Genomic DNA, 15,613 nt, shown 5'->3' on the forward strand with positions numbered 1-15,613 from the left:
AATCTGTAGAGTTGGATTGGGCTCCGGAGAAGAATGAGTGGCTCAAAAAGGAGCGGAATTTCCCCAACTCACGACCGTGCCGGTGACCGTCGCCGTCTGCGAACAGGCATTCGGTCTGGCCTGAAACGCTCGACCCTCCTGGGGCCGCACCGGAGACTGCGACGACCCTCCCCTTCTCTCCCGCCGGTGTCCGATTTGCACCGGCTACGTCTATGGTGCGTCCATCGGATGGGCATGCCGAACCGTGGAGCCACCGCGTGCCATCCGGTGAGTCAGGCGGGACCACGGGTGCCGCCGACAATGCGCCGTCACGGTTGCGCCTCGGTCTGGTCGCTGCAACAACCTCGCAGGTCCACCGCATGAACCGCCGCGATTTCCTCGTCCCCGCCACTTCCGCCTCGTCGTTGGCCGCCGTGGGCTGCCGGCATCGGCCAAACGCTGCTGCCGCGCCGCGACTGTTCTTCACCTCCGACGGGCGCATTGCGGTAATCCGCGCCGACGGTTCGGGATTGCACTACTTCGACTTCCAGGTGCCCGGTCAGGCCACGTGGCAACCGGGACCCTTCCTATCCGACGGCCGCGTGATCTTCCTCAGCATGGAACCGCGGCGCGACGGACCCGGTCGTCCTTTCGAGGAATTCTACACGCAGACGCCGACGCACCTATGGCTCCATGACCTCGACCGCGGCACGCTGACGGAGATCGCGAATCGCGAACGGCTTGCCGTCTTCTACACACCCGCGCTGCTGCTGAGCAACGAACGCATCCTCGTGCAGGTCGTGCACAACAAGGTCGGCCAGATCTTCAGCATGAACCTCGACGGCACCGACGCCCGCGAGTTCACCCAGGCCGGCGAGGGATTGCCCTACGGCCTGAGCCTGAGCCCGGACGGGAAGCGGGTGGCGTTCCACCTGGCAAGCCCGCGCGGTTACGATATCTGGACCTGCGCCGCCGACGGCACGGACCGCATCCGCGTGGCCGGCGATCCGCAGCACCTTTACTTCGGCACCAGTTGGTCTCCCGACGGCCACTGGATTCTTTACCAGGACTGCCACTTCAAAGACGATCCCGGCCATGATTGGGCTGATCTCTGCATCGGCCGTCCCGACGGCAGCGAACACCGCGTGCTCACGCGCGGTCAGGCCAACTGGTTTGGCGCGACCTACGGCAATCCGCAGTTGCGCGGTGGCGGCTCGAACATGCCGCTCTGGAACCGCGCCGGGCACATCCTCTTCGCGCGCCGTCCGCCCGACGCGAAGGTGCCGTGGGAATTCCAGCCGCAGCGAACCGACACGGACCACTTCAACCGCGACTACAAACCCGAGTCCTCCCGTGGCGGCACGCAGATCTGCCGGCTCGATCCGGTGACCGGAACCCTGACGGAACTCACGCCGCTCGTCGCCGGAGTCTGGGACTGCCGCGCCGCCGAATCGCCCGACGCAAATCACATCGTTTTCTGCCGGGCCGCGACCGGCGAAATGGCCTCGCTCTGGGTGATGAACGCCGACGGCAGCGAACCGCGCCTGCTGACCCGCGGCTTCAATGAGCGCGGTGCCGATCACCCGCGCTGGGTGCCATGAACTATGGCCGCGCGATCTGTTCGAACCACGCCAGCAGCCGGGCGCCGCGGACCGCCGGAAAATGCCAGGTCATCCGCGTAACGAAACGCCTCCCCTTCATCGGCCAGCCCGGGTAGAAAGCGGGGCCGCATGATGGTCGCATTGACCCCGGTGAGGTCGAGATTCAGACCATTCTCCCCATATTCGAGCCGCACCGATTGATCCATGCTTTCATCGAAACCCGCACGCCCACCTTAGGCAGACTCCAAGAATTGAGACAGCGACAATTCATCGACGAGCCGGGACGCAAATCCCCACCATTCACCCGACAAAGCCCAAACGACGGTTTGGGTTGTCCAGGGAGACCTGCTCCTGCTATGGGAAATCGAGTTCCGATCGCTGGAGGCGGCGGCGACAGGCACCGAGCCCCGTCTCCCGGATCAGGGCAAGGATGGATCCAATGAAAATCAGCCAAAGAACAGATGAAAGCGAAATGGTGGCTCTGTTTCTCCGGTCGGAGTTGAAATCGGAGCGATGGTCCAATGCCATTCTCAAGGTCCTCGGCCGACTCTCCCTGCCGACCGCACTGATAACGGAGGCCGACACGACAGACACTGCGGCGAATGCGCAGAGGGCGCGGATCCTCGGGGTTTTTCGCGGCTACAGAGAGAATCGCGAATTGTTCAGGGCCTACCCGGACGGAGTCGTGTGGCATCGGGTCGTCCTGGATGGCGATGACTTCCAGCGCTTGATGTATATCGACTACAGCTACTGGAACGAGCTGACGGGCGGATCGCGCCGCCCGTTGGATGCAGTGCCGACCATCCTGAGCGGTCGGGAAGTCTTCGGTGTGAGCAATCAACCCGCCATTGACGGCGCCAGACTCATTCGTTCAGGCACGGCGTTCGAACCCATCATCCTGGTCGCGAGCGACCCGGAATCGGATCTGGTGATTCTGGAAGGACATGGACGGGCCACGGCCTATGCTCTCGCCGGCAGGGATGCGTATCAACGGATCCCTGCCTTACTTGGGCTTGCTCCGGGTTTCGCCTCGTGGCTGTGACTCCAGTGAACAACCGACCGAGACGGCCGGATCTCTCGCAGAACACCGAAAAGCTGTCCCCGGTTGCCGCCTGATCAGGACAGTCCGTCGACCAGGGCTTCTCAGTAGCGGCACTCGATCTCGGTGACAGTCCCGCAGGTGCAGGTGACAATGAGCCGGGTGACCCGGCCACGTTCCATGATCGTTTCCACCCGGGTTCCGTGTTCACCGGTCTCTTCGCGGTGCCGGGGTGCCGGGGTCGCGGGGGTGGACGGGCGATCGTCCGAAGACAGCGGCGGAAGAGTCGAGGCGACACCGGAAGAGACGGTGCCGGAGGAGGACCGGGTGATCACTTCGCGACCTTTGAGGAAATCGTCCATGGAACGTCAGAGGGAAGTCAGGTTCGGGTTGAGGAGGGCAAAAGAGAGTTCGATCCGCTGGTTCTCCGGGGAATCGGGGGCGACCCCTTTCAAAGGCAGGGTGTCGGCAAAGCCGGTGACCCGTTCGAACCGTCCGGCGTCGACCGCATAATGCTGCATCTCGCGCCGGGCGGCATTGGCCCGGTCGGTCGTCAGTTCCCAGGCGCCGTAGTCCGCGGAAGGAGCCCGAAAGCCCGCTGCGACATGACCGTCGATCCGGATCTTGAAATCCTGCCGATCCGCGATCCAGGCGAGATTCTGGATGACGAACCGGCCCCATTCGGTGAACTCGGAAGACTTGTCTTCGAACATCGGCTTGGAGGCCCGATCGTAGATGATGACCCGGAGTCCGTCCGACGACACCTGGATCTCGACAGGCGAATCCGTATCCGCTGCGTCGATATTGAGCATGCGATAGAAATCCTTGGCCAGCGAGTGGAGAAAGGCGGTTTCGGCCATCGAGGTCCTCGAGGGTTCTTTGCCGCCGCTCTCCAGGTTCTGGGAATCGACATTGTTGTTCATGACGCCGTTGGAGCCATCCATGGGCGAGTTGAACGGGTTCTTGAAGTACTGGGAGGTGGCGATGAGGATTTCCTGGTCCTGGGCTGAAATCCACAGGACCATGAACAGCGCCATCATCGCGGTGACAAAGTCCGCATAGGCGACTTTCCAGGCGCCTCCGTGATGGCCTCCTCCTCCTTTTTTCTTGGACATAAACGGTTTCTCTCAGGTCACTTGGTGGCGACGGCGGCCTTGAGCAATTGCTCGAGCTCATCGGCGCCGGGCAACAACTTGGCGTCCACATTGCGCCGGGCCAGTTCGATCGCCATGATCGGGGCCTGACCCCGGGCAAAGGCCGACAGTGCGGTCGACATGCAGTTGAAGAACTGGACGCTGCTTTCGTCGTTGAACTTGATCCGGTTGGTCAACGGATTGATGAAGCCGTAGGCTCCAAGAATTCCCAGGAACGTTCCGGTGAGGGCGGCGGCCACTTTCTCGCCGACGGCTTCAGGTCCCTCGGAGATGGCAGCCATGGTATTGATAATGCCGAGGACGGCCGCGATGATCCCGATTCCGGGCAGGGAATCGCCGACCAGGGACAGGACGGTGACCGGACCGTGGGCTTCACGCTCCTTGGCTTCGATCTCAGCCTCAAGCAGGGGCTGCAACTGTTCCGGCTTGATCTTGCCGTCGATGATCGGCTTGAGGCCGTTGCAGAGGAAATCGACCCGTTCGGGGTGACGGAGAAAACCGGGATACTTCTGAAAGATCGGACTGTTCTGCGGTTCGGATACATGTTCATCGAGGGCAATGAGGCCGCTCTTCTTACCGGTGAGGAAGAGTTCGTAGAGCAATTTGAGCAGGTCGAGGTAGTCCTCCTTTCCCGGGAGGGATCCCTTGAGGGCCCTGATGGTGGAGCGCAGGGTATTGATGAGGACATCCTTGGGACTGGCCACAATGAGCACGCCGATGCCGATGCCTCCGATCACGATGAACTCGGAAACATGCATGAGAACGGCAGGATTGCCGCCGGCGACGAGGAAGCCGCCGAGAGTCGCCCCGAGGACGACGAGATAGCCGATGACGATCAACATGGCGGATGCTCCTTATTTGGACATCGCCCCGGTCAGGTAATTGCGGAGACTGATCACGGCCTGGGAATGGATCTGGCAGATCCGGGACTCCGTAAGGCCAAAGACCGCCGCGATTTCCGCCAGGCGCATGTCTTCGTAGTAATACATGGCGAGGACCTTCCGGGGAACCTCGGGGAGCTGCTGGATCCGGTCTGCGACCAGTCGGACCAACTCGTCCTTCTCCATCTTGTCAGTGACGGCAACCACGCTGTCATCCGGAATGATCTCATAAAGGTTGGTCTCTTCCGACTCATCCTGGGAGCTGCAATGGTCGAGGGGCAGGAAGCTGATCGGCCGCACTTCGGTCATGAGGGCCTGATATTCTTTTTCGGAGAGCTTCATCTCCTCCCGGACCTCGGTCTCCGTGGCGGGACGTCCCAGACGCTGCTCCAGGTCCTCAACCACCTTGCGCAGCTTCTTGAAATTGGTCCGCGCGTTGCGCGGCATCCAATCCATCCGGCGCAGTTCATCAAGGATGGCGCCGCGGATCCGCATGGCGGCATACGAGCCGAATGACTTTTTCTGCAGAGGGTCGTACTTCCGCAGGGCCGCGATCAATCCCTGCAGGCCGACACTGTGCAGGTCCGCCTCTTCAATGTGGGGCGGCAGGTTGATCTTGATCCGCGCCACGATCGACTTGACGATCGGCAGGTAGAGTTTGAGCAGTTCCTCCTGGGTCTGCTCCCCTGCGGAGCTCTGTTCCCGGTAAGCACTTCGAGCCCGGGAGGCGCTCGACGATTTGGAGGGGGTTTTCTTGGTCGCGACGGCGTTTTTCATAAGATTCTATTGGATGGATCAGCTCCGGGTTGAAGAGACGGCTTCCGCTTCGCCGGCTCCGTTGTGCTGTCTGGAGACCACTTCCCGCTCACGCAGCATGGTGCGCACGCTCCGCAGGTAGATGGTTCCCAGCCAACGAAAGAGAAAGGCGGCCGCGAGGCAGCCGAAGCTCGCCTCCACCACCACAGAAAGGGGATCGCGCCCGACCCGCCAACCACCGGCAAAAACCAGGGCAAAACCGGCGGAACCTCCGACTAGAAGCAGGTACTTCATGACAAGGAGACCGCTCTCTCGATCTGGCGGGCGTTGAAGGTTTTCTCCAGCAGGGCGGCCACCGGATCATCCTCCATCTCACCGGCCAGACTCGGACCGTTCGAAAGGAAGAGAGGGGATGGGCTGCGATTGAAGACGAAGCGCCAGAGTTTCCCCCAGCGACGGAGTTCATCAAGGTGTGTGTAGACCACGTGGGTCGCCCCCAGCCGCGTGCCGGTCAAGAGGGCATCGGTGATCAGATCGGCGTCGTAGGCGGCATTGACCACCAGGATGCGTGAATCGACCTGCAGGCGGTCGAGGGCCGCCCGGGCACCGCTGTCCAGTTCCTCCTCCGGCGCCATCCCGGGAAGATCCACGTAAAGGATGGTGTCGTCCTCGATTTCCTCGACCTCGGTCGGCGAACGGAACATGGGAACACCGAGCACCTCACAGAAAGCGGCCAGGCCATCCGAAGCATTCGGTTGATCGGCATCGAGCTTCAGGACCGCGACCGTATGCCCGTCGACAAAGACATCCCGCGCCAGCATCTTGCAGAGGGCGGTCGTTTTGCCGGCGCCGCATCCACCGAGGAAGACCCGGCGATGGCCCAAGGAAGCGATCGGACGACTCCGACCTTCATCCCGGAGAAAACCACCGGTCCAGGAGACGACATCCGCCTTGCTCAAGGAGGACCAGTCCGGACCAATCTCACTGCGGATGCGTGCGATCATGAGATCGTCCAGGCCGGAGGCCCGGAGCACGGCTTCCGCCGCATCGGAAGACTCATCGCAGTCGCCGGAATTCCCAGTTTCGGCCCTGCTTGAGGGAACCGGCTTGGGCCAGGTCGCCGGATCGGAAACCGGTGCCGTGCGTTCGGATCCGACTTCAACCAGCACTTCCAGGCGGGGCTTTTTCAAGAGCCAGCCGAAACCGGAACCGCCGGCCTGACGGACCGAGACCACCCGACCGCGATCGCCAAAACGTTCGCGCAGGAGTGCGACTGCCTCGGCCGCGGAACCCACCAGCAACCGATAGGTCTCGACCTTGTCGGATTCGGAGGACGTCGTTGCGTTGGGGGAGAGGGTCATGACTTAAGATCGATGAGGAATCAGGCAGCCACGGTCTGCGGCTCTGCCGTCGAAGGCTCCGGAGCCCTCCGCCCGAGGGTATTGGGAGCCATGATGATGGCGAAATTCTGGATTTCGGTCTTGGCCGGGAGTTCCTGATAGCTGAGGATGGCGAGGCGGGGAAGGGACGGTTCGAAGAAGCGCTTGAAGGCGAGACGGATCTCCGTCGTCACGACGAGCAGGGGCAGGAGGCCCTTCTCGGTCATTTCACCCACCCTGCCGTTCAGCTCGTTGAGCAGGTACTGGGCGAGCGCGGGCTCGAGGGTCAGGGTGAGGTCGAAAGCCGAACGCTGGACCTTGCCCCCGAGAAGCTGTTCGATCCGGGGGTCGAGAGTGATCGCCGTGAGCACGCCGGGCTCACCTTCATAGGCGGGCACAAAGAACTCGCCCAACCGGCGGCGAACCTGCTCGGAGAGGTCGTCCGGATTCTTGGATACAGCGGCGAAGTCGGCAATCGCCTCAAGAATCAACTGGAGATTGCGGATGGCGATTCCCTCACGCAGGAGATTCTGGAGAACCCGCTGGATGACGCCGATATTGACCAGGTCGGGCAGCAGTTCGGACACGAGGGTCGGATTCTTCTGCTTGATGTGATCGATGAGCTGCTGGACATCCTGGCGGCCGATCAGATGGGGGGCGGATTGCTTGAGCGTCTCCGAAAGATGGGTGACGAGGACGGAGCAGGGATCGACGATGGAGAAGCCGTTCAACTCGGCGGTCTTGCGTTCTTCCTCGGTGATCCAGACGGCTTCGATTCCGAAGACCGGCTCCACCGTGGGAATGCCCCGCAGTTCGACCGTGCTCTGGGAGACATTCATCGCCATGAGGCGCTTCGGGACAACCTTGCCCCGCGCCACTTCGCGGTCTCGCAGGAGGAAGCGGTACTCGTTGCTGTCGAGTTCGAGATTGTCGCGAACAGCGATCGGAGGAACCACGATGCCCATTTCCTTCGCTATGGTCCGGCGGACTCCGGTCACCCGTTCGAGCAGATCACCGCCCTGGCGCTTGTCGGCCAGTCCGAGGAGATTGAATCCGATTTCGAGCGCAAAAGCATCGACCTCGATGAGTTTCTCAAAGTCCCGACCAAGAGGACCGGCCGCCACCGCATCCGCCGCCGCCTCACCGGCGGCACCGCCGTTCCGGGACGCGCTCAGGAGGGTCTTGGCCTCGGCGGCCTTCCGGCGGGCCGTCCGCCGCAAGGCGACCGAGATGGAACCGATGATGACAGCCAGGCCGAGGAAGGGAGTGGTCGGCAGCCCGGGCACGGCTGCAAAGAAGAGCATCATGACCGCCAGAATCCCGATGGCCCGGGGATAGGAGGTCAACTGGCGGGTGATATGGGAGCCGAGGTCATCCTTGGCCGAGGTCCGGGTGACGAGAAGACCGGCGGCCAGGGATACGATGAGGGCCGGAATCTGGGAAACCAGGCCGTCCCCGATCGAGAGCAGGGTGAACTTCTGCATCGCCTGGGGAAGAGACAACCCCTTCTGGAGGACCCCGATGGCGATGCCGCCGACCACGTTGATCAGGGTAATGATGATCCCGGCCAGCGCGTCTCCTCGAACAAACTTGCTCGCTCCGTCCATCGAGCCGTAGAAGTCGGCTTCCTTCTGGATCTTCACCCGCCGCTCGGTCGCGACCGCTTCATCGATGATCCCGGCGTTGAGCTCGGCATCGATGGCCATCTGCTTGCCCGGCATGGCGTCCAGGGTAAAGCGGGCGGCAACCTCGGCGATACGGCCGGCGCCCTTCGTGATGACAAGGAAATTGATCACCACGAGGATGAGAAAGATGACCGCTCCGACCACGTAGTTGTCGCGAACGACAAAGCCACCGAAGGCCTCGATGACATTGCCGGCATAGCCGTCGAGGAGGATGAGGCGGGTCGAGGCAACGTTCAGTCCGAGACGGAAGAGCGTGACTCCGAGGAGGATGGTCGGAAAGCCCGAGAACTCCGGCGCGTCCTTGACGTAGACAATGACGAGGAGGATGAGAAGGGAGATGCCGATGCTTCCTGCGAGCAGGAAGTCCATCCCGACGGCCGGAAGCGGAAGGATGAGCAGAACGATTGTCCCGAAAAGGCCGGCCGTGAGAATGAGGTCGCCTCCGCCCAGGAGGGCGCCAAAGGAACGGAGGTTCAGTGTATTCCCGTTCTTCATGCGAGTGAACCGAGCCTCCTTGACCGCAGACGGTGGAAGTAATAGCGATGGGTCTTATAGACGAAACCCAGGATTTCGGCCACGGCCTGATAGAGCTGGGCCGGGATTTCCTGGCCCACCTGGCCGTACTTGAAAAGCATCCGCGCAACCGGCCGGTTCTCGACCATGGGAACCTCGTGCTTGCGGGCGATTTCCTTGATCCGCATGGCGAAGATGTTCTCGCCGCGGGCGAGGACCACCGGGGCACGATCCACACCGCGCTCGTACTTCAGGGCCACGGCATAGTGGGTCGGATTGGTCACCACCACATCGGCGGTCGGGACCGCTGAGAGCATCTGGCGCTGCATGATGCGGCGCGCCATCTGGCGCTGGGCCGCCCGCAGGTGCGGATCGATTTCCGCCGTCTTGCGCTCCTGTTTGACCTCTTCGCGGGTCATCATCAGTTCCTTGCGCGTTTTGCGCCATTGATAGGCATAGCTGATCGCAGCGATGACGCCGGCGGCCAGAATGAGGCGCACCAGAACGAAGAGGGTGGTTTCGGCGACGAAGGTACCGACATGGCGCACGTCGACCGGGGCGAAGAAGATGGGATCCTTGAGTACCCGTCGAATGGCGACAGTCAGAATGCCGGCCACCGCGCAAAGCTTGAGCAGATCAATTCCGAAACGGACGAGGACATCCTTGGAGATGACCCGGCTGAAACCGGTGACCGGATTGAGCCGGGTCCACTTCAACTCGAGGACCTTGGGGGTCAACCGGAAGCCGGTTTGCAGGCCACCCGCGATGACAGCCGCGAGGGCGGCTGCGCCCAGGAGGGGAAGCACCATGCGACCGATCATGACGATCCCCTCGCGGGTCCCGGCGACGATTGAGGTTTCGGTCAGGTCGAGGGTGCCGAGGTGGCCGAGAACGCCGACGGAGAAAGCGGCCATCTGCTCGACCACGCCGGGGCCGGCGAAGAGGAGGACAAGGAAGGCGGAGGCCAGGCCGAATGTCACCTGAATCTCGGCGCTCTGGGCAAACTGGCCCTCCTGGAAAGCGTCGGTCAGACGTTTCGCTGTCGGTTGCTCGGTCTTGCTGCTCTGTTCCTGTTCAGCCATGATTCAGAATCCCCGATAAGGCAGCAGACGGAGCATCAGCTCGGGCACGCCCGCCATGGCATTGGCCGCGTAGTTGCCGATCAGCCCGATCGACAGGGCGAAGACCGCGAGACCGGCCACGATCCGGACCGAGAAACTCAGGATAAACACATTCATTCTCGGCACGACCCGCGAGAGAACGGAGAAGGCGAGATTGACGATGAAATTGACCGCGATGATCGGCGCGGACATGAGGATCCCGAGTTGAAAGATCCCGGCCGTCCGTGAGACCAGCAGGTCGAGCATTCCCGTTTCAACAACGAGGCCAGAAAGCGGCACCAGCTGAAAGCTGCGAACGAAGGCGTAGAGGGCGGTGTAGTGCGCTCCGGAGAGGAAAAGGATGACGCCGAAATAGAAGAGTGACGAACCGAGGGGATTGCCAGAGACACCCGATGAGGGGTCGAATTCCGGACCCGGCATCAGACCGACTTCGACCGTGATCAGGTGGGCGGCGAAGTCGAGGGTGGCAAAGATGATCCGGATGGCCATGCCCATCGCAAAGCCGATTCCGAGCTCCCGCGCCATCTCGAGGATGGCGGCGACGATGGAGACCGGGGTGGCGGCCGGCGGATCGACGAGGAAGGTGACGACGGAAGCGACAGAGGCAATCAGGGTCACCTTGAGCAGCGGAGGAATCACCCGGGTGCTGAAGGGCGGCGCCATGAGGACGAGACCGGCGGCGCGCATCCCGATCAGCATCCAGGCGTAGATTTCCAGTGGCGTGATCATGCTCAGCGGGTGATCTCCGGGATGCGCTCGATCACGGAGACCGTGAACTGCATGAGGGAGCGAACCATCCAGTGGGAGCTGATGATGAAGGCGATACCGATGGCGAAGAGCTTCGGAACGAAGGCGAGAGTCTGCTCCTGGATGCTGGTCACGGCCTGAATCAGGCTGATGGCAAGACCGACCGAGATGGTGGTCAGGAGCATGGGGCTCACCAGCATGAGCGACTGGATGACCACCAGGTGGAGCAGTTCAATGGAGGCTTCGACGCTCATAGGTGGAAGCTCTGGACGAGCGACCGGACGACCAGCGACCAACCGTCAACCAGGACGAAGAGAAGGAGTTTGAAGGGCAGCGAGATGACGACCGGAGGCATCATCATCATGCCCATGGACATGAGGGTCGTCGCCACGAGGAAATCGATGACGATGAAGGGCAGGAAGATGAGGAACCCCATCTGGAAGGCGCTGCGGATCTCGCTCATGACGAAGGAGGGAACCACAATCCGCATGGGCAACTCGGCGGCGGCGGTTGGCCCGCTCCCGGACAACTCGAGGAAGAACTCGATGTCGGAGACCTTGGTCTGCTTCATCATGAACTGTTTGAGCGGGGCCGAAGCCGTGCTGACCGCTTCCATCGAGGTCATCTCCTTGGCAAAATAGGGCTGGAGCGCTTCGTCATTCATCCGGTTGAGGACCGGCTGCATGATGAAAAAGGAGAGGATCAGACCCAGGCCGATGATGATCTGATTGGAGGGCGCCTGCTGCACGCCGAGCGCAGTCCGGACGAACCCGAGAACGATGACAATGCGGGTGAAGCTGGTCATCATGACGACGACGGACGGCCCGAGCGTCAGAAGCGTCATCAGAAAGAGCAGCTGAATCGAGGTCGCCAAGTCGGGGGCCCCGTCGTCCCCACCAAGGGAAACGGTCAACTGCGCCGGAGCCGGCGCCGAAGGAGCGGCCACCTGCGCGGACGAGACGGAGGCACCCACCGTGAGAACCGCGAGGAGGGAGAGGAGGAGGAGGAGACTGACCGGAAACCAGGACCTATTCACGACTAGCCTCCTTTCGCTCCGGCCATCAGCCCGTCGGGCAAGGCCTCCAGATGTGAATGCGGGGAGCTGAGCGGCGTAAGCAGCTCGATCCGACCCGGACTGACGCCAACCAGAAGGCGCGAGTCCTCATACTCCACCACCATGAGAAATTGACGATTGCCAAGCATCCGGGACTCCCGGACCTGCAACCGGCCTTCCGACCGCTTGACCACCTGGCGCCAGCCTCCGCGCTTGAGGAAGAAGAAGACTCCCGCGCCCAGGACGACCAGGACAACAGCGTATCCGGCGAACATGACAACGGTCGGCGCGCCTGCGAGGGCAGCGGAACTCTCCGCCACACCCCCCTCTTTGGGCGCGGGCGAGGTCCTCGGGAAGAAGACCTCGTCACCCGCGTCGGCCGACTGGGCGAAAGTCGGCGCCGCCAAAGCGGCGACCATCAGCATGGCCGGGATCAGCTTCATTTCTCCGATCCGGCCAGGGCCGTGATCTTGATTCCGAAATTCTCGTCGACGACCACGACTTCGCCGTGGGCGATCAGCTTGTCATTGACATAGAGGCCGACCGGATCACTGGCCTGCTGGCCGAGCTGGATGACCGTTCCGGGAGCGAGGCCGATGACGTCCTTCATCGCGAGACTGCAGGATCCCAGCTGGACGGTCAGCCGGACCTTGACGTCCATGATCAGCTTCATCGGGTTGGATTCTATCGAGGTTTCCATCAAATTCTTTCTCCTTCGGTTGTCCTATTGATCCGGACGGCGATCGTCCCGTCCTCCAAGCCGGCCTCGCCGACGAAGCGGACCAGATTTTCCATCCGCAGGCGGGTTCGGCTGATGATGCCGCGGGGCAGTTCAATGATGTCGCCGACTTTCAGGTTGAGCACTTCCCTCACTGTCATGACGGACGCCTCCCATTCGGCGATCAGCTCGACCGGGATCGAGTTGTAGGATGAGCGCCACTCCGTCTTGTTCTCCAGGGCCAGCCCCGAGGACTCCTTCTGGCGGCCCAGTTGCATTTCCTTGATCAGGGGTTCGAGGGTGTAGTAGGGAACGGAAATCCGGATGCGCCCGGCGCATTCGCCCATCTTGACCTGGAGATCGGCCACCAGGACGACCGCATTGGTGGGCGAGGTCTGAAGGAACCGGCCATTGGTCTCCCGCCCGATCAGGACGTGCTTGAGGTCCCGGTCGCTTCGCCACTGACGGCTCCATTCCTCGAGGACGATGGCAACCACATCCTCGACCAGATTGGTCTCGATCTCGGTCAGGTAGCCGGTGCTTTCGAGGGACTGGCTTCGGCCGCCCAACATGCGATCGGCGATATGGAGGGCCAGGTTCGGATCGATCTCGAGGACACCGACTCCGAAGAGTGGCTCCACCTTGAAGATCATGAGGAGCGACGGATCGGGAATCGATTCGGTGAACCCACCGAAAGTCATCGTCTCCAAATCGCCGTTACGGACGGCAAAGTCCTTGCGGAGAAAGATGGAAAGGCGGGCCGAGACGTAGCGGGCAAGATCCTCGTGGCGCAGACGGACCTGGCGCAATTCAGCCTCGGGAAGGAAGACCGGGTTGCGGAAATCAAAACTCCGGATGCTCGAGGCCTCGCGATCGGCGAGCCGCTGGCCCTCGGAGTTGAACAGACGAACCGATTCGACGGGGACGGCCTCCGGGTTCCGGGTCGTCTCACTGCCGGGGGCGTCCATCCCTGTATTGCCCTCTGTATCCATGGTTTATTGAACGACGAATTCGGAGAAGTAGAGCTCTTCGAAGAGCCGGGCGTGCATCACGGATTCGAACGAGAGAAGCAATTCGGTGCGGATCTTGTTTTTCACCCCCGCCTCCTCCAGTTCCGCCAGAGTCAGCGATGAGAGGATGCTCAGGGTGGCATCGAGCAGTTTCGCGCGATCGTGTTTCACCCGTTCCTCGATCTCGGGATCGGCGCTGTAGGCGGTGAAGCTGACCTTGATGTAGCGGCTCTTCATGGAGCCGGCGATATTGCTGACGATGTCCTTGAACTCGACCGAGTGAATGGCTGCGCCCTTCTGGGTATCCGGCAGGCTGCCGTGTTCGGCCGGTTCCGCCTCGTGACCGGACGAAGCGAGAGCCGCCTTCATCTTCGGGATGACGAGGAACTCGGTCATCGCATAGGAGATGGCCGGGACGAGGATGATGACGAGAAGGAGGGGAAGGAATCCACCCCCTTTGCCCTTCTCCGTCGCGTCCGCCGCTTTTGCCTTCTTTTCTTCAGCCATGTCGGGAGGTTCCGGGAAAAGGTTTACCGCTTGAGGTTGACCACCTCTTCAAGCACCGCGTCGCTGACCGTGATGATGCGTGAGCCGGCCTGGAAACTGCGCTGGGTGGTGATCATGTTGGCGAACTCCTCGGTCAAATCGACGTTCGAGAGTTCGAGGGCTCCGGAGCGGATGCTGCCGAGACCGTTCGTTCCCGCGGTATTCTCTGCGGCGCTCAAGGTGAGGGAACCGACCACGCCGGCCGCATCGAAGCCGCTGAAGAGGTTGGCGCCTTCCCGGGTCAGGGCGGTGGGGTCCTTGAAGTTCATCAGGAGAATCTTGCCCAGGACCACCTCGTCACCCGTCACCGTGACCCGCGCCTTGATCTCGCCATTGGGTGCGATCCCGATGGAGTCGAGACCGGGGGCGGCCGCTTCGACCTCGGCATCGGTCATGGCCCCGCCGGTATTGTTGATGAGCAGGCCATTGGCAAAGGTCGGCTCGAAATCGAGCTGGAAATCTCCGATCGCCGAAGGCGGAATATCGGTTTTCGTGAAGGTCAATTCGCCGGAGACCATGGTGGCGGTAAACGAGGCCGAGCCGCCGGTCAGGCCCTGGAGGCGGTAGCCTTCGTTGGTCACGAGGAAGTTGCGATCGTCGGTGCGGAAATCTCCGGCCCGGGTGGCGAAAATGGTATTGTCCGGAACGTTGAGGACCTGGAAGAAGCCCTCACCGGAGATGGCAAGATCGGTGGTCTGACCGGTGATGGAAATGGCTCCCTGGAGAAACTTGGTCTGGATGCCGGAGATCTCGACGCCCATGCCGATCTGGGAGGCCGAGGTGTTCGAGCCGTTGCCATCGGAGGGAGAACTGGACGGCTTGTTCAGAAACTGGCTGAACGAATCCGTATACTTGGTCGTGGCGCCCTTGAAGGCGACGCTGTTGACGTTGGCGATATTGTTGCCGATGACCTCAAGGCCCCGGGCGAAATTTCTCAGGGCGCTGATGCCGCTGTTCAGTGATCCGATAAGTGCCATAGGGGAGTCCTCAGATTTCCGGTTGAGTTTGAGTCGTGTTCATCTGGATACGTGAAACGGAGGCGATGTCGTAGTCCTGGTTGCCGACCCGGATCATCGTCTTGTCGCCGTCCATGAATACCGCCGAGACCGTCCCGGTGGCGCGATTGTTGTCCTTACCGAGCACCTCGACGTCTTTGCCGAGGAGAAGCTGGGCGGCGGAGAGCTGCTGGCTGGTCGAGAGATTCGCCATGCTCGTGCTCATGTTGTTCATGATCTCGAGCGAGCTGAAGTTCGCCATCTGTGCGATGAAGCTGGTGTCCTCCATCGGCTTGAGGGGATCCTGGCTGGAGAACTGGACCGTGAGCAGTTTCAGGAAATCCTCCTGTCCGAGGACCTGCTTCGGCGTGCGGACGGAACCCGGAGCGACGTAGTCGGTCGAGGAGGGATTGATGGATTGGACAGCATTCATGA

General features: G+C 61.8%; 20 protein-coding genes. 2 read left to right on the top strand and 18 right to left on the bottom strand.

Translation table 11 applies throughout. From position 1 onward, the window contains the following. The first annotated feature begins 359 nt into the window (after window positions 1–359). Entirely contained in the window at window positions 360–1,580 is a 1,221-nt protein-coding gene (locus tag R3F07_19765; protein ID MEZ5278628.1) for a hypothetical protein, read from the top strand. On the opposite strand, the gene R3F07_19770 is transcribed toward R3F07_19765, so the two are convergent. After that, on the bottom strand, window positions 1,559–1,786 hold the full coding sequence (locus tag R3F07_19770; protein ID MEZ5278629.1) for a hypothetical protein: 228 nt from the start codon (window positions 1,784–1,786) through the stop codon (window positions 1,559–1,561). The genes R3F07_19765 and R3F07_19770 overlap by 22 nt on opposite strands. 233 nt (window positions 1,787–2,019) lie before the next feature. Here R3F07_19770 and R3F07_19775 point away from each other — a divergent pair, with 233 nt between their 5' ends. Beyond that, entirely contained in the window at window positions 2,020–2,622 is a 603-nt protein-coding gene (locus R3F07_19775) for a hypothetical protein (GenBank protein ID MEZ5278630.1), read from the top strand. Between the two features lie 101 nt (window positions 2,623–2,723). Here the strand turns inward: R3F07_19775 and R3F07_19780 are convergent, their stop codons facing one another. Genes R3F07_19780 through R3F07_19860 form a run of 17 tightly spaced genes read right to left on the bottom strand, consistent with a single transcriptional unit; the run spans window position 2,724 to window position 15,611 of the window. Further along, window positions 2,724–2,981, bottom strand: coding sequence for a hypothetical protein (locus R3F07_19780; GenBank protein MEZ5278631.1), 258 nt, complete (start codon window positions 2,979–2,981; stop codon window positions 2,724–2,726). Between the two features lie 6 nt (window positions 2,982–2,987). Beyond that, complete coding sequence (locus tag R3F07_19785) at window positions 2,988–3,734, bottom strand: flagellar motor protein MotB (protein MEZ5278632.1); 747 nt, start codon at window positions 3,732–3,734, stop codon at window positions 2,988–2,990. 17 nt (window positions 3,735–3,751) lie between these two features. Next, the gene (gene motA, locus R3F07_19790) at window positions 3,752–4,615 is read right to left on the bottom strand and encodes a flagellar motor stator protein MotA (protein ID MEZ5278633.1); all 864 of its coding nucleotides are present in this window, start codon (window positions 4,613–4,615) and stop codon (window positions 3,752–3,754) included. Between the two features lie 12 nt (window positions 4,616–4,627). Beyond that, a complete protein-coding gene (locus tag R3F07_19795; protein ID MEZ5278634.1) occupies window positions 4,628–5,431 on the bottom strand; it encodes a FliA/WhiG family RNA polymerase sigma factor in 804 nt (267 codons plus the stop codon). Window positions 5,432–5,449: 18 nt separating this feature from the next. Then, window positions 5,450–5,704, bottom strand: a complete 255-nt coding sequence (locus R3F07_19800; protein ID MEZ5278635.1) for a hypothetical protein — start codon at window positions 5,702–5,704, stop codon at window positions 5,450–5,452. Further along, the gene (locus tag R3F07_19805) at window positions 5,701–6,771 is read right to left on the bottom strand and encodes a hypothetical protein (GenBank protein MEZ5278636.1); all 1,071 of its coding nucleotides are present in this window, start codon (window positions 6,769–6,771) and stop codon (window positions 5,701–5,703) included. Before R3F07_19805 ends, R3F07_19800 begins: the two co-directional genes overlap by 4 nt. 20 nt (window positions 6,772–6,791) lie before the next feature. Further along, window positions 6,792–8,969, bottom strand: coding sequence for a flagellar biosynthesis protein FlhA (gene flhA / locus R3F07_19810; protein ID MEZ5278637.1), 2,178 nt, complete (start codon window positions 8,967–8,969; stop codon window positions 6,792–6,794). Further along, window positions 8,966–10,069: an EscU/YscU/HrcU family type III secretion system export apparatus switch protein gene (locus R3F07_19815; protein ID MEZ5278638.1), complete on the bottom strand. Its 1,104-nt coding sequence runs from the start codon at window positions 10,067–10,069 to the stop codon at window positions 8,966–8,968. The genes flhA and R3F07_19815 overlap by 4 nt, the downstream gene beginning before the upstream one ends. Window positions 10,070–10,072: 3 nt before the next feature. Then, window positions 10,073–10,837 (bottom strand): flagellar biosynthetic protein FliR, encoded by a 765-nt coding sequence (locus tag R3F07_19820; GenBank protein ID MEZ5278639.1) that lies wholly within the window; start codon window positions 10,835–10,837, stop codon window positions 10,073–10,075. A 2-nt stretch (window positions 10,838–10,839) separates the two neighbouring features. Continuing rightward, window positions 10,840–11,109, bottom strand: coding sequence for a flagellar biosynthetic protein FliQ (locus R3F07_19825; GenBank protein MEZ5278640.1), 270 nt, complete (start codon window positions 11,107–11,109; stop codon window positions 10,840–10,842). Next, window positions 11,106–11,891 (bottom strand): flagellar type III secretion system pore protein FliP, encoded by a 786-nt coding sequence (gene fliP, locus R3F07_19830; protein MEZ5278641.1) that lies wholly within the window; start codon window positions 11,889–11,891, stop codon window positions 11,106–11,108. Before fliP ends, R3F07_19825 begins: the two co-directional genes overlap by 4 nt. 2 nt (window positions 11,892–11,893) lie before the next feature. Continuing rightward, a complete protein-coding gene (locus R3F07_19835; GenBank protein ID MEZ5278642.1) occupies window positions 11,894–12,352 on the bottom strand; it encodes a flagellar biosynthetic protein FliO in 459 nt (152 codons plus the stop codon). Continuing rightward, a complete protein-coding gene (gene fliN / locus R3F07_19840; GenBank protein MEZ5278643.1) occupies window positions 12,349–12,609 on the bottom strand; it encodes a flagellar motor switch protein FliN in 261 nt (86 codons plus the stop codon). Before fliN ends, R3F07_19835 begins: the two co-directional genes overlap by 4 nt. Continuing rightward, window positions 12,609–13,619 carry a FliM/FliN family flagellar motor switch protein gene (locus R3F07_19845; GenBank protein MEZ5278644.1) on the bottom strand — a complete coding sequence of 337 codons (1,011 nt, stop codon included), beginning with the start codon at window positions 13,617–13,619 and terminating at the stop codon, window positions 12,609–12,611. Before R3F07_19845 ends, fliN begins: the two co-directional genes overlap by 1 nt. A 3-nt stretch (window positions 13,620–13,622) precedes the next feature. After that, on the bottom strand, window positions 13,623–14,144 hold the full coding sequence (locus R3F07_19850) for a flagellar basal body-associated FliL family protein (GenBank protein ID MEZ5278645.1): 522 nt from the start codon (window positions 14,142–14,144) through the stop codon (window positions 13,623–13,625). A gap of 23 nt (window positions 14,145–14,167) precedes the next feature. Continuing rightward, on the bottom strand, window positions 14,168–15,160 hold the full coding sequence (locus tag R3F07_19855; GenBank protein MEZ5278646.1) for a flagellar hook-basal body complex protein: 993 nt from the start codon (window positions 15,158–15,160) through the stop codon (window positions 14,168–14,170). A gap of 10 nt (window positions 15,161–15,170) precedes the next feature. After that, the gene (locus tag R3F07_19860; protein MEZ5278647.1) at window positions 15,171–15,611 is read right to left on the bottom strand and encodes a flagellar hook capping FlgD N-terminal domain-containing protein; all 441 of its coding nucleotides are present in this window, start codon (window positions 15,609–15,611) and stop codon (window positions 15,171–15,173) included. Window positions 15,612–15,613 lie beyond the last annotated feature (2 nt).

The organism is Opitutaceae bacterium, from assembly GCA_041395105.1.
Lineage (GTDB): Bacteria > Verrucomicrobiota > Verrucomicrobiia > Opitutales > Opitutaceae > B12-G4.